Below are 13,138 nucleotides of genomic sequence, written 5' to 3' on the forward strand. Positions count from 1 at the left end.
TCATGAATCCATTGTAATGCTTACGGTCGTGATGACTGGCAATATGATTCATGGACCAGCGGGAGCCATACGCTCTGATCCCCTGGTGCGCAGTTTTTGTTTCTTGTATAAGGCGCTGAATTTCCTGAGCTGCATCGGCGTAGCGCGCAAATTTATCGGGCAGGTTCCCCTCTCTCTCCAGTTCAGTGATGTACAAGGTTTTTAATGGAAAAGGTCCGTTGTGGTGCAAGGTGTCCCATTCTGACTTTGCATGTGCTATTGTTGAGGCCATAGTTAGTTCGTTTCTAGTTGACAGACGTATTTGATCTTAATTTTGCGTTTTCTGCCAAAGGTTATGGCACTAAGTAATACGCCTCCGAGTGTATTTCTGAACTCGATGGTATGAATCCTCCCAGATTTACATTCGGACGATTCTTTTATCAAATAGTTGATGTCTTGAGTCGTAGCTTTTGCCGTGATCACGGTATCGAGTTCTATGACCTGCATATCACGATAGTAATCTGTACGACTGCTGAGTGGATCGGGTTGTTCATCGCCGTTAATACTGACAAAGCGAACCGAATAGCAAGAGTGCAAGGAGATTATCAGAAGTCCTAGCAAGGCAAACCGAAAAATTTTAGGGGTTATAAATGACATGTTGAAGGGTGTTATATCGGGTTTGGTTATGGGTCGAATTCATTGATTTAAAAGTAGTTGTGTACAAAGAGTTGGACAAGAGGATTTATCCCCTAATTGCAGAGGGAATTCCTGTATCTTTGCTTAAACCTTGTGATTATGACCCTAGCCGTTGGCATCTGGCAAGCCGTTTTGATCGGTATTTTGATCTTTGGAATCATGTTCCTTTCCTTCATCATCGCGATCATCAAGAAATATCAAAAACGAAACAACAAGAAATAAAAAACCCTCCAAGAATAGCACTAAGAGGGTTTAATTAATTGGTCTTTGTGTTACTAACTCAGGTAAGCAGATAGTTGTTCTGTTTGCTTAGCTTTGGAGTCAATATCTGGATAGCTTAATACACCCCAAGTCTCTTGCATTTGAGTGATCAAGTCTTCACGATTCATCTGTTTTAAAATATTGAAAACCGCGTTGTATCCAGAATCTAAAGCGCCTACGATCCAACCGTGATGTACGGAACAGCACTCTCCTGCTAGATTTAAGTGTCCGTCAAATTCAGGACTTAGCAAAGAGGGATAAAGGTTCTTGAATTGCCCTGGTTTGTATAAGGCGAAAGCACCGCCCCCTGTGTGGTTGTCCCAAAACCAGGTTTTGGTTGTGACCTCAGGATCATAACCAGCAAAGGCTGCCTGGACATCAACCTCCGGATATAAGTACTGAATTCCTTTCAAACACTCATTGACACGCTCTTGATCACCCAGAGCTCCCATGCGTTCCGCATCTTGAGCCCAGCAATAGATCTGTAATACACCACCTTTGGCCTCATAACCGTATGACGGGTAAACGATCTGTCTATTGGGACGGTCTGAAGTACCTACACCCAAACCGGCATCTTGACGCTCACCCAGTTTGGCCCAAAACTGATCGTTAAAGGTGATAAAGGCTTTAAATGATGGCATATAATTGCATTCTCTTAAGGCCCGAGCTTTGTCAAAGCTCAAGGATTGGAAGAAATCACCGCCTAAACTACCGTTGATATAATTACCATTTGGCAAAGTGCTGATCACAAAGGGGTATTTTTTGGTATGTGTACCTTGACCATCAGTTAGATCTACTTGCATTCCGCCATAACCACTATACATATTGCTGTCATAACGGAGCGCATTTACCTTTGTGTTATTAAATACCCGCTGTTTTGCTGGAGAAGCGGGAGCTGGCGCAGGCACAATGGGATCTGCTTTAGGAACGGTCGATGGTGGGGCTGCATCAGCAGTGAGATTGGATGGAGAATATCCTTTCTGCCCATTTTGCCCGGGAATCATTCCAACCAATTGCTGGGCAGCGATTCCATCGGTAATTTGCACACCATCTTGCAGGTTGAGTACTGTTTTACAGGCATCCGGAAAGTGTTGCATGCCTTTGTCTACAGTTACCATGTAAATGTTTTGATCTGCTTTGTCATATGGATTTTTACTTCCTCCCCAGTCGTAAACCGCAATCACCATTTCAACAAAGGAAACGGAATACATTCCTGTGCCCACGTTCAAAGTTTCCAGATAGGAAATTACACTGTAGGGCAAATGATCTGTTTTATCTCCCATAGCTGGTTGATAATATTCTCCTAGATCTCCTAGAGTAAAGACATTGCTCAAATAACTCCACATGGAGTGATCATCGTGTTGCATCAGCATTTCAAATCCTTTTTTAAAGGATTCATTGATCCCCTCAATAAAGGGTTGATTGACTTTATCCAAGATCATGTTTATAGGGAGATAAGGAGCGCTGCACCCTTGTGAGGTTGGTGTTAGCCATACCTCTGCGATATCTCCCCCATTTGCAGTATCAAAATTCAGTGGATTCAATCCAGCATCTTTGGCCTCTATTGGCCCTTTCATATTGTTATAGCGCAATCGTTGTACTGGTGAACTGTAATAGAATTTTCGCCAATTGACCAATTGATCGCTTAAGCCATTTCTGGTTAGGACCGTATTCAAGGCAATGGTTAGTTGTTGAACCGGCAACATATCAGCAGAAAATTGCGGCACACGCATACCTCCAACTTCCCCATACAAACAGGCCTGATCTGGATTGTTTGGATCATAGTTTTTGGAATACCAAGTATCTATGCGGCCTCCAACGCGATCTGAAGCTTCAAAGATCTCAAATTCAAGACCTAGTGATTGTAGAATTAATCCGGCATACATCCCTGCAAAACCACCACCTACGATACCCACCAACGGCGTAGTGTCATCCCATTGAAGCTTGGGTCCCTCTTCCGCTTTCTGGCGTTGCTGCTTCAGTTGTTTTAAGTAGCGAACACCGTGGTTTTTTACTACGTAGTCTGAAAAGGCTCTTTTAATGGATCCTTTCGCGGTCTCTAGGGTTGATTTTTTAAGTGCTTCGGATGAAGTATTGTCCGGTTGTGCCGGGCTTCTGAATTCTAAATAACTCATGCCTTCGGGGTTTTAGTTTGGATAAAACTACAATTGCCCTTTAGGCGATAACAGGTGGTAAATACCTGTTTTATGGCTTTTCTTCCTTTTTACGTTTACCACTATTGATGAAATAGACTCCAGTCAATAGTACCAATGCCGCCATTACCGATTGCAAGCTTATGGATTCATTAAGGACATACCAACCCAACAACATGGCGATGATTGGATTGACATAGGTAGAGGTTGCCACCTTTTCCGGCGATACTCTTTTAAGCAAATAATTGAAGGAGGTAAATGCCGCAATACTACCAAAGATCACAAGAATGATCATAACCCATTGCACATCTGTGTTCCATGCCGTTGGCGCCACCCAAGACTCTCCAAAGGCCCAACTCGCTATCAACAACATTAATCCGCCAAAGAACATTTGAAATCCGGTGTTTACAAAATAGTTCTTAGGCAGATCGGCATAGGTGACAAATAAACTGCCGTAGCCCCAACTCAACATGCAACTAAAAATCATCAGCACTCCAAGCAGACTGTTTGGCCCCATAAGTATCTCGTCTTGACTGATCAGCAGGTACATCCCAACAAAGCCCAGAAACACGCCAATCATGGACTTGAATTTGATCTTTTTTCCCTGCAAGAGCCACATCAGCAATAATACTACTAAGGGCTGAGCGGCAATTTCTAAAGCCGCGAAGTTGCTATCGACGAATTTCAGTGCCCAAACCACTACTCCATTTCCGTAAGTCAGAAATAAAAAGCCTACAAAGGCCGTATTTCTGATCTGTTTCCAACTGATCTTTAAGCTATGACCCAATAGACGCGCAATTCCAAAGATCAACAAGCCCGCAGTTGTAAATCGGATGCCTGCCAAATAAAAGGGTTCTAACTGTCCCACTGCGACTTTGTTCAACATATAAGTAGCTCCCCAGATCACGTAGATCGCAAAAAATGCTAGAGGTATGAGAACGCGTTCAGACTTCACAGGAGTACTTAGAATTGAGAATCAATACTACAGCTATTAATTGAGACGGCAAGAATGTGCGCTATAGATTTATCTGAATTCGGTATAGATTGGCATTTGGTATGCTAAAGCCTCAAAATATTTTGGGTTCTATCAAGCCTTGAACTTGCTGATTAAAACAAGCAATAGGTAAAGTGTTGAAAGTGATAGCCAAATCAACTGTGGTACTAGCAAAAGGTGCAGTTTGGCAACTTCTCTTGCTAATCGACTATAATAGTAAATACTAAAGCCAAAAGTTATTAGGGTCAAAATTAAGCCCGTCTCAATGGGATAGAAATAGGGCGTGATTAAGGGATACAGCCAAATCAAGGCTAATACACCAATGCCGAGATTGAACAAGGCTGACCCGACTTGTTGTCGCTTTCCTACTCGTAGTAAGGTAAAAACAAGAATTGCGCTTAAAGTCACCCAAACGCCTGTGGCATATTCGGGAATCCACGAAAGTGATTGATACAACTGCTCAGTCATGATGGTGAGTTTCAAGCAAAGTAAGGCAATTTTTAATTGCCAGAAACTGATAATGATCAAACATTAACTTTGCGTTAAACCCAAAGATTAGTATACAAATCAATTTGAAAATAAAGAACTTTGAAATAAAAACAAGATGACCATATTTGTAGACATGGACGAGGTGTTGGCAGACACTTACGGCGCACATATCGATCTGTACAACGCAGAATTCAACGCCCAATTGAAGCTGGAAGACATAGCTAGTGGTGAAGTTTGGGAGAACGTCCCTTATGAGCATTTGCAGAATGTGAAAGATCATGTATGGCGCGATGGCTTCTTTAGAGAGCTACCCGTGATCAAAGACAGCCAGCAGGTCATGAAAGAACTCTCTAAAAAGCACGAGGTTTATATCGCTACAGCTGCGACTCAATTCCCCAATTCACTGCGGGAAAAAAGTGATTGGCTGGATGAACACTTCCCTTTTATCACTTGGGAATACCGCATACTCTGTGGTCATAAATTCATATTGGATGGTGATGTCCTTATTGATGATCGCTCGTATAACCTTAAGTATTTCAACGGCCGCGGACTTTTATTTAATTCTCCGCATAACAATAAAGACACTGGTTATGAGCGTGTGGATAGCTGGCAAGAAGTGGCCGAAAAGCTTTTAAAATAGGACTTTAACAAGATTATAACGCAACCTTGTCAATTCTTGTCGACTTATTAATAGAGACAAGTTTAATTAACAACAAGCGTTATGGAATTTTTATTTAAAAATTGGGCAGCTAAGAGAGCCAGATTACTGGTGCTGCTTGAAGAGTGGGCAAAAGCAAGTAGTTATGCAATACACAGATAGTTTTACCCACCAAATATCCGACCTATGAGATCCCTTTAGATGTATTATTTAAAGAGATTTTTTATATCATAACAGTTGAGTCGTATTATTCTACAATTCGGTAGAAACAATTCCCTAAAGGTTTTATGATGAATTAGTTTAGTGCTATGGAAAATCTAATCTCAGGAACCGTTGGAGGTCTTCATCTATTAACGGCCATATTAGCTATGATAGCTGGAACAGCGGTATTATTGCTGCCTAAAGGCACGAAGTTACACAAGCGTATGGGTTACGTCTATGTGGCCAGTATGACCCCGATGTTAGTAACAGCTTTTATGCTGTATAATCTCTTCGGATACTTTGGTGTCTTTCACATCGCTGCAATAGTGAGCGGCATTACCTTATTGGGCGGGATGGTTCCGGTATTTACAAAGCGTCCCAAAAACGATTGGATCGCTTATCACTTTGCGTTCATGTATTGGTCCGTTTTGGGGCTCTACGCAGCCTTCTTTTCGGAAGTATTTACACGCATCCCAGAGACACCTTTCTTTGGAATGGTTGGAATAGCAACTGCCCTGACATTTGGAATTGGAGGCTTTGTCTTTAAAAAACGCAAGCAACAGTGGTTTGAACAGTTTGTATAAAAAAAGCGGTGACTCGCACCGCTTCTGACTTTGTACTGTCAAGCTCCCCAACCTGACGTACTGGGTAAAAGTACATTCTGGAGCTCATATGACTATAGGTATTTTTACCTGTTTATGCGAAATGTATTCGGAGAGAATCAGTCTTGTTTCCAAAACGGGATCTTCATCCACAATCCGGTTCTGGTGCTGTCTCCACTGATATAGGTAGTTTCAACTTTGAGCAAATGTTCTTTATTGGCTAATTGGTCAATAGGTATATAGGTGATATAACCTTCCTCCGCCGTTTTGGGATGGACGTAATTCTTCCAATGTAAAGAATCTTGTATTTGCTGATCGATGCGGATGGTAAATAGATCGTTGAGTGCGCGTTGATAAAGACTGTCGTTCTTTTTACGGAACTGATCATAGGCCGCAGCATCTGGGAGTTTTGGATAAGATTCCTGATATCCGTAGTGTTCAAACCGATCTTTTAAATAACGATTAAAACTCACCCAATAAACCACAAAGAGTTTCACGTAATCGTCGGAGATAATTTCATTTTGAATGCAACCATAAAACGCAGGACGGCCATTGACCAACGCCGGTTCATAGCGCAAGGAATTCATTTCGGGAGCCAAACCTTTGTCGTATTGAGTTCGATCGTCAAAAAAGGTGATATTAAAGGTCCCGAAAAGATAATTAGCCCCTATTTGATTGACTGAAATGATCCATGCAAAACCTAAATAGAGCGCAGTGATTCCATAAACAAACCAGCGTTTGCTGTTGGTTTTTAACACAAGAAATTCCCTTTTGAATAAAAAAGAAAACGACAGGAGGTCCAAAATACCGAGTACTCGATCTCTAAAACGACCCCAACGGCTTTTGTTGTTTCCTTTGGAATAGAACAATCCATCAAACATCCCTAACTGAATAAAGATCAATGCAATGACCATAGCGTAAGTAACCCAGCTGTTTTTAAAAAAGCTCTCCCCAGTGATTTGAAGAATGACCCAAATGATGCCAGAAAGCACTTAAAGTAAACTCGTTCCAAAAAGCGCAAAGATCACCGCAAAGGAGAATGAGAGATTGCACCAGCGCTCAATAGCCAGTAATCACTCAGGAGCGGATTTACCTGAATTTAAACGCCTGCTTTCCCGGAGGGCGTCGGGAAGTCGTTCTTTGTTAACATCATTGGGATACCAATAATTTACGCCCAAATAGGCCAGCCAAATTGCTCGTAGCAGCAGATTCGCTGCAAATCCAAAAAGCAAAGCTCGTGTTATGGTATAAAGGCCAAAGAGAAAGACAATTTGGTTTGAAGACGTATAGGTGATCGGATAGAAGTCAAAGAAAAAGTCACGAAGACTATCCGTTAAGGAATAGAGCCAATAAACAATCCCACCAGAGATAAAGACCTCCAGTTGCCAACTGTCCTTTTGAAATGACTCAATACGCTCCCTAAGCTTCATTTAGTTCAAATAGCGTTCTTTAATAATGTTATTGTGCCAGATTTCATGACCTAAAACTATAAAGGCCGCTGCACCAGCGGTTAAAGGACGTTCACTGGCCAGACCCTTTCTATGAAAGTCTTCTGCTTGTAGTGAATTGAGTATGGAAAGGCTGTATGCTCTTGTCATCGCATACTCTGCGATGAGTTCTTTAGCACTTTTTGAATCGGCATTGGAAGGTTCAATATACTCGTCTTGGTCAAACCCACTAATGTTCGCCTTTTCACCACGAGCAATCCTAAAACAACGATGCATAAAAATGCGTTCGGTATCAATAACGTGTTGTACTACCTCTGCTACACTCCATTTACCAGCGGCATAACGATGTTTCCAACGATCCTCAGGGATACTGTCCAAAAAGGCAACCACTTCTTCCCCACTTTCCTTATAAGCTTCTAAGAGTTCTTTGTTGCGGGGGACTGCGGAGAGGTATAATTCATAGTATTCAAAATAATCTTGGGGGTTCAGATCAGTTACTTTCATGCGATTCATTTTACAGAATCAATTTAAGCAAAAAATAGAACGCTCCCGAGATAGAAGTTTAAAATTACCACAAAATAACTTCTAAGCGGGAGCGTTGCAACAACACTAATTTACTCACTAACTGTATGAGAATCGGGAAACCAACCCCGAATTAATTATGATCTACTGTTTGGTAAACCGTATGCGTGAAGGCACTGTGCCAAAACCACAGCGACCATCAAATCCTAAATATCCTTCCACAAACCAAACTTCAAAGACACTGTCGTCTAAGATATTTGCGGGAGCGTTTTCTGTATCTGGACCGAGTAAAATCGGGCTGGAAGAAGAAAACGTACATTGTCCAATAACACTGGACAGCTGATTCTTTCTAAATACTACCTGATCACAAACAATACTGAATTCATAAATTCTAGGCTGTTCGTTGGTAGGGTGAGACAATACATGTTTTAGTCGCACTTGTCTAACTGTATTGGAATGTGGGGCTTTGGTAACTTCTACCAATTGATCAATCTCATTGAATGTTGGGCCTAAAGGGCCGTCAACCACACTAGTCATGATATAATTTCCAGTAAACAGTTCTTCATCTATAGGTTCCACGACATTTATGGTGTAACAATAAGGCGAACTAAAAAAGGTCTCGTAAGCCAGTATAATGGAACTGGCTGTTCCTGTTGTAAAAGAGCGTCCGTCTGTAAGACGTATGCGCGCTCGCACTAAAAATTGATCACTGCAAGCTACATTGGCCAGAGATACCCCCACAGCCTCTGCCAAGGCGGCTTGCGAGTAATTCAAAGTTGTACTTGGAAATCCATTGGCTCCCGTTGTAAATTCATCAGGGGCTAGAGTCCCTAAAGCGGCCTCACCAGTTGAGAAGTCACCACCTGCTGGCGTATTGTCTTTAAAGCTGACAAATAGATCTACCGCTTCCAGCAGGTCGCCATCCTGTTCGTCTTGTACTTCAACATCAACACTGAACATGCTGTCCGGATCGTTAACGTTGAATTCTGCATTATTGAATTGCAAGGTCCTCACTACGGCACCATACTCGATTTCTTCCGTGACCACATCAATGGCCTTGTCGTCATCAGAGCAGGATATCCAAAAAAGAGCACTAAACAGGATTAGTATACTTCTCTTCATCTTTCTTTTTCAATTTTTTCGATTGGCAAGATGAAAGTAGCAGCAAATAGTAGAAAAACGGTGTTTACCGATAAATGTTTACTTGGATAAAATAGAAGTGAAATAAGCCAGAACCCTAGTAAATACGGGGGCTTATTGTTGCGGCTTATTAATGATGAATTTTGCGCGAATTCCTGTAGCTAAATTCCATTCGTTGGAAAAAAGCAGGGCTCCGTCGTCATCAATAATGATGAATTCTGCAGTATTTGGCCCCGAAGTTCCTTGATTCAGAGCTTCGATCTCTACAGTGTTCATTCCAGGATCTAAAAAGAGTTCAAAGTCTTGGTATCCGCTTCCGAGTCTAATGTTGGGAACCAATACATGACCATTCATATATACGCGCACACGATCTCCATCCACAAACTCATGGTCACGACAACGCAAAACCACAAATTTGGCGTCAGAACTGTATTGACCAAAGAATTGATTTTGACGGTATTCGTCTTTTTCTTCTTTGTCTTTCGTGAAATACTTAGGCGCCTTGTCGGTTTTGGTATCGACAAAACCGCGGTCTGTAGTGAATTTGATCCCATCCGACTCCGATTCACCAAAACTGATGGTATCAGTTACATTATATTGACCAAATCCTTGTTTATCATCGGGGTTGTCCAAACCAAAATTAGGAATGCTCAAGCTACTACCGCCAATATTGACGTCGTCATTGCTAGAACCAAAAGGAATGTCTAAACCAGATCCCATACCTGTTGGACTATCTATTTGGCCATAAGCAAATAGACCCGCACTCATCAGCAATACCGTACTATATCTCTTCATCATATGCATTACACAACAAATATCGTGCAAAATTTTAATAAATAGCTTCTTAAGCCCCAATTAACGCGGACTTAACACATTTGAAGAGAATTTGTACATTTAGTCCAACTAATCAATTAAACTATTTTCTCATGACAGAAACAAAGAAACCCACCGCCCTATTTTGGGTGATCGCTGTAGTGGCAATCATGTGGAATATAATTGGCGTTTTGCAGTATTTAGGTTATGCCTTCATGACTGATCAAGAGTTGAATATGTATACTACAGCCGAGCAAGAATTAATAACTGGAACACCCGCATGGGCTACCGCAGCTTTTGCTATAGCAGTATGGTTTGGTATTTTAGGTTCTATCGCACTTTTGTTGAAAAGAAAGTTCGCTTATCCTCTTTTTCTTCTGTCGTTATTGGGTATAATAGGTCAAAGCATTCATACGTTTTTCCTTTCTGACTATCTAGATGTTATGGGAACAGAAGGGCTAATTCTGCCGGTGTTAGTAATTGTATTAGGTGTTGTCTTTTTCTTGTACGCCAAAAAGGCAACTGCAGAAGGAATCTTGAAATAATTGCTAAGCCCCTGTTAAGTCAGGGGCATTGCTAGATCTTTTTGTTCACAAAAAGTTAATAATTCCCCGTAGAAATCGTTCGTAAAAATTGAAGTTTTTTATAGATTTATCGTTGATTTTGTAGTATTTTTCGTCCATTAATTTGGGATTTGGGGTGCATTAATGAAGAATTTTCTAATAGCCTTTGTGGTTTTTGCCGTTTGGACCTTTTTCGCACTGTGGCTATATTCACTTATAAAAGCCCCTGCAAATCTGTCTTGGACTAAAACCCCCTCGCAACAAGACTCTATAGAACAACTTGAAAAACAAGTGACCGCAGATACTATCACATCTACCCTCGCCGTGTCAGACACGCTTATTACCCCCGACCCAAACCCAGTTTTGGACGGCCTTGTGGGTAAAGATGCTGAGCGAACGACGGTTTTCTATTTCGAGCAAGGATTACAGATCAAAAAGAATGACTCTTTGGTTTATAGCGATGCTGGCAATCTCGATTACAAATACAAAGTCTTAAATTATCTATTGGAGCATCCAGATATGGAGGTTACCATCCTTTCCAAATACAGTGCAGATGAGGAGTTCAGAAGCCCTAACTTTGGAGTAATTAGAGGCAACTCTGTTAAAGAAGAGTTGGTTGCTGCCGGCGTACCACGAGAAGTAATCGTGATTAAATCAGACATACAAGACATTTCCTTTGACGCTCAAAATTCCTACGGCAATGGGATTTCCTTCAAATTTGACCCATTGGATACGGAACGCGTCGCCGCTTTGGCAACGGCCATTCCAAAGAACAAAGTGGTTTACCCAACCTTTACCAATTCTGGGATCTTAGTGAACAATGAGCTGAAAAGCACCTTGGAAGAGATCAAACAAGTACTAGAAGAACGTCCTGAAATGACTGTAAAGATCGTAGGACACACCGACAATATTGGAAATTACCAAGACAATTATAATTTAGGGCTCAAATACGCCCGGCAGGTCCGTTGGTTCTTTATCGCACGTGGGGACTTGGATAAGAATCGATTGATGGCTTTATCAAAAGGTGAATCAGAACCTATTGATTCCAACAATTCTCAGCGCGGAAGGGATCAAAACAGACGTATAGAAATCATATTTAATTAATGGAGGGACTCTCTGACATATTCGCCAATGAAATGTGGTCGGCTTATTTAGAGATCAGCATCTTGATGTTGAGTTCCTTCCTTATTGGCTATTTGGCGAGCTTACAACTCAATAACGGCAGACATAAAAAGACCATCAAAAAACTTCGCAAAGAGTTGGATGAGCGTCAAAATGAAGCGGCTAAAGATATTGAGGTGCTCTACACGGAGATCGAACCTAAGATCATCGAAACCATAGAAAGTAGAACACGCAGCTCTCAGCAAGCACCTCCTCCCGCACCCCCTGCACCTGTGGTTGTCAATACACCAACTCCAGAAACTACAGAGACCAAACAATTCAGAACCCAACAAGAAGTAGCTGCAAAAGCTAGCGCTACCTATCAAAAGGCCTTAGAGAAAAAGGAATTAAACTTTGACAATTTTGGCTACGCCAGTGCTAGTGACAAAGACGATCTCACCCAGATCTCTGGTGTAGGACCTTATATTGAACAAAAGCTCAATGAGATTGGGATTTATACCTATGATCAGATCAGTCGATTCAATTGGGAAGATATTCAGACCGTGACGGAAATGATCGACTTTTTCCCAGGGCGTATGGAACGCGACAACTGGGTCGGTCAAGCTGAGCGACTGAAAAACTACTAAACATGTCTTTATCCACACTGGATTGGGGAATCATCCTCGGATTTTTTATTGTATTTACGATTATCGGTTTGGTGGTTACCAAACGCGCAGGAAAGAACACTAAAGAGTTTTTCCTCTCCGGAAGAAATATGCCTTGGTGGTTGCTTGGAATTTCCATGGTCGCAACAACCTTTTCTGCAGACACTCCTAACCTAGTTACAGATATTGTTCGTCAAAACGGTGTTTCTGGGAATTGGGCTTGGTGGGCCTTTCTCATTACAGGAATGCTTACCGTATTTATTTACGCAAAGCTTTGGCGTCGTTCTAAAGTAGTTACCGACCTGGAATTTTACGAGCTTCGTTATAGCGGTAAGCCTGCGGCTTTCTTACGCGGATTTAGAGCGATCTACCTCGGAGTTATTTTTAATGTGCTCATTATGGCTTCAGTTTGTTTGGCGGCCATAAAGATCGGTGGTGTTATGTTCGGATTGCAACCTTGGGAATGTGTACTCTATGCCAGCATCATTACGGTGATCTATAGTACTTTAGGAGGATTACGCGGAGTGATCTTTACAGATTTTTTACAGTTTATCGTAGCAATGGTCGGCTCTGTTTGGGCAGCTTACTATATTATTAATCTGCCAGAAGTAGGCGGATTGGAAGCCATGCTCTCCCATCCTAACGTTTCAGACAAATTGAGTTTCCTGCCAGATTTCTCAGATAATGAATCATTGATCGTTTTATTGATCATTCCAATTGCTGTACAATGGTGGTCGGTTTGGTATCCCGGAGCTGAACCTGGCGGCGGCGGTTATATTGCGCAGCGTATGTTGTCCGCCAAGGATGAAAAAAACGCCATTGGTGCTACCCTGCTCTTTAATATTACGCATTA

At 41.8% G+C, this 13,138-nt stretch carries 15 protein-coding genes and 2 pseudogenes; 7 read left to right on the top strand and 10 right to left on the bottom strand.

Annotated elements, in window-relative coordinates; all coding sequences use genetic code 11:
* A pseudogene (locus tag HRT75_RS12525) lies at window positions 1-271 on the bottom strand (FAD-linked oxidase); the annotation flags it as partial.
* Window positions 272-273: 2 nt separating this feature from the next.
* On the bottom strand, window positions 274-636 hold the full coding sequence (locus HRT75_RS12530; RefSeq protein ID WP_291187311.1) for a hypothetical protein: 363 nt from the start codon (window positions 634-636) through the stop codon (window positions 274-276).
* Between the two features lie 138 nt (window positions 637-774).
* Here HRT75_RS12530 and HRT75_RS12535 point away from each other — a divergent pair, with 138 nt between their 5' ends.
* Window positions 775-897, top strand: a complete 123-nt coding sequence (locus HRT75_RS12535) for a hypothetical protein (protein ID WP_291187315.1) — start codon at window positions 775-777, stop codon at window positions 895-897.
* 53 nt (window positions 898-950) lie between these two features.
* Here HRT75_RS12535 and HRT75_RS12540 read toward each other — a convergent pair whose 3' ends face one another.
* The 3 genes from HRT75_RS12540 to HRT75_RS12550 all read right to left on the bottom strand — a co-directional run bounded on the left by HRT75_RS12540 (window position 951) and on the right by HRT75_RS12550 (window position 4,611).
* Window positions 951-3,071 (bottom strand): FAD-dependent oxidoreductase, encoded by a 2,121-nt coding sequence (locus HRT75_RS12540; protein WP_291187318.1) that lies wholly within the window; start codon window positions 3,069-3,071, stop codon window positions 951-953.
* Window positions 3,072-3,141: 70 nt separating this feature from the next.
* The gene (locus tag HRT75_RS12545) at window positions 3,142-4,044 is read right to left on the bottom strand and encodes an EamA family transporter (protein WP_291187321.1); all 903 of its coding nucleotides are present in this window, start codon (window positions 4,042-4,044) and stop codon (window positions 3,142-3,144) included.
* Window positions 4,045-4,176: 132 nt separating this feature from the next.
* Complete coding sequence (locus HRT75_RS12550; protein WP_291187324.1) at window positions 4,177-4,611, bottom strand: hypothetical protein; 435 nt, start codon at window positions 4,609-4,611, stop codon at window positions 4,177-4,179.
* A gap of 76 nt (window positions 4,612-4,687) precedes the next feature.
* Here HRT75_RS12550 and HRT75_RS12555 point away from each other — a divergent pair, with 76 nt between their 5' ends.
* A complete protein-coding gene (locus HRT75_RS12555; protein ID WP_291187327.1) occupies window positions 4,688-5,212 on the top strand; it encodes a 5'(3')-deoxyribonucleotidase in 525 nt (174 codons plus the stop codon).
* Between the two features lie 326 nt (window positions 5,213-5,538).
* The gene (locus HRT75_RS12560; RefSeq protein ID WP_291187329.1) at window positions 5,539-6,015 is read left to right on the top strand and encodes a DUF2306 domain-containing protein; all 477 of its coding nucleotides are present in this window, start codon (window positions 5,539-5,541) and stop codon (window positions 6,013-6,015) included.
* A gap of 137 nt (window positions 6,016-6,152) precedes the next feature.
* Here HRT75_RS12560 and HRT75_RS12565 read toward each other — a convergent pair whose 3' ends face one another.
* From HRT75_RS12565 to HRT75_RS12585, 5 genes are all read right to left on the bottom strand, one after another.
* Window positions 6,153-7,025 (bottom strand): hypothetical protein, encoded by an 873-nt coding sequence (locus HRT75_RS12565; RefSeq protein ID WP_291187331.1) that lies wholly within the window; start codon window positions 7,023-7,025, stop codon window positions 6,153-6,155.
* 81 nt (window positions 7,026-7,106) lie between these two features.
* Complete coding sequence (locus HRT75_RS12570; RefSeq protein WP_291187334.1) at window positions 7,107-7,463, bottom strand: hypothetical protein; 357 nt, start codon at window positions 7,461-7,463, stop codon at window positions 7,107-7,109.
* On the bottom strand, window positions 7,464-7,985 hold the full coding sequence (locus HRT75_RS12575; protein ID WP_291187336.1) for a DinB family protein: 522 nt from the start codon (window positions 7,983-7,985) through the stop codon (window positions 7,464-7,466). It lies immediately after the preceding gene.
* Window positions 7,986-8,147: 162 nt separating this feature from the next.
* Complete coding sequence (locus HRT75_RS12580; RefSeq protein ID WP_291187339.1) at window positions 8,148-9,125, bottom strand: hypothetical protein; 978 nt, start codon at window positions 9,123-9,125, stop codon at window positions 8,148-8,150.
* A 132-nt stretch (window positions 9,126-9,257) separates the two neighbouring features.
* Window positions 9,258-9,941 (bottom strand): hypothetical protein, encoded by a 684-nt coding sequence (locus tag HRT75_RS12585; RefSeq protein WP_291187342.1) that lies wholly within the window; start codon window positions 9,939-9,941, stop codon window positions 9,258-9,260.
* Between the two features lie 128 nt (window positions 9,942-10,069).
* Here HRT75_RS12585 and HRT75_RS12590 point away from each other — a divergent pair, with 128 nt between their 5' ends.
* From HRT75_RS12590 to HRT75_RS12605, 4 genes and pseudogenes are all read left to right on the top strand, one after another.
* On the top strand, window positions 10,070-10,501 hold the full coding sequence (locus HRT75_RS12590; RefSeq protein WP_291187345.1) for a hypothetical protein: 432 nt from the start codon (window positions 10,070-10,072) through the stop codon (window positions 10,499-10,501).
* Between the two features lie 309 nt (window positions 10,502-10,810).
* The gene (locus HRT75_RS12595) at window positions 10,811-11,623 is read left to right on the top strand and encodes an OmpA family protein (protein ID WP_291187348.1); all 813 of its coding nucleotides are present in this window, start codon (window positions 10,811-10,813) and stop codon (window positions 11,621-11,623) included.
* Window positions 11,623-12,267, top strand: coding sequence for a hypothetical protein (locus tag HRT75_RS12600; protein ID WP_291187349.1), 645 nt, complete (start codon window positions 11,623-11,625; stop codon window positions 12,265-12,267). The genes HRT75_RS12595 and HRT75_RS12600 overlap by 1 nt, the downstream gene beginning before the upstream one ends.
* A gap of 2 nt (window positions 12,268-12,269) precedes the next feature.
* Window positions 12,270-13,138 (top strand): annotated as a pseudogene (locus HRT75_RS12605) (Na+:solute symporter); the annotation flags it as partial.

This window comes from Gilvibacter sp. (assembly GCF_013214815.1).
Taxonomy (GTDB): Bacteria; Bacteroidota; Bacteroidia; order Flavobacteriales; family Flavobacteriaceae; genus Gilvibacter.

Bases quoted from the DNA above. Each gene is read 5' to 3' on its own strand.
- HRT75_RS12530 (WP_291187311.1), bottom strand. From the start codon at position 636: ATGTCATTTATAACCCCTAAAATTTTTCGGTTTGCCTTGCTAGGACTT.
- HRT75_RS12535 (WP_291187315.1), top strand. From the start codon at position 775: ATGACCCTAGCCGTTGGCATCTGGCAAGCCGTTTTGATCGGTATTTTG.
- HRT75_RS12540 (WP_291187318.1), bottom strand. From the start codon at position 3,071: ATGAGTTATTTAGAATTCAGAAGCCCGGCACAACCGGACAATACTTCA.
- HRT75_RS12555 (WP_291187327.1), top strand. From the start codon at position 4,688: ATGACCATATTTGTAGACATGGACGAGGTGTTGGCAGACACTTACGGC.
- HRT75_RS12560 (WP_291187329.1), top strand. From the start codon at position 5,539: ATGGAAAATCTAATCTCAGGAACCGTTGGAGGTCTTCATCTATTAACG.
- HRT75_RS12570 (WP_291187334.1), bottom strand. From the start codon at position 7,463: ATGAAGCTTAGGGAGCGTATTGAGTCATTTCAAAAGGACAGTTGGCAA.
- HRT75_RS12575 (WP_291187336.1), bottom strand. From the start codon at position 7,985: ATGAAAGTAACTGATCTGAACCCCCAAGATTATTTTGAATACTATGAA.
- HRT75_RS12580 (WP_291187339.1), bottom strand. From the start codon at position 9,125: ATGAAGAGAAGTATACTAATCCTGTTTAGTGCTCTTTTTTGGATATCC.
- HRT75_RS12585 (WP_291187342.1), bottom strand. From the start codon at position 9,941: ATGATGAAGAGATATAGTACGGTATTGCTGATGAGTGCGGGTCTATTT.
- HRT75_RS12590 (WP_291187345.1), top strand. From the start codon at position 10,070: ATGACAGAAACAAAGAAACCCACCGCCCTATTTTGGGTGATCGCTGTA.
- HRT75_RS12600 (WP_291187349.1), top strand. From the start codon at position 11,623: ATGGAGGGACTCTCTGACATATTCGCCAATGAAATGTGGTCGGCTTAT.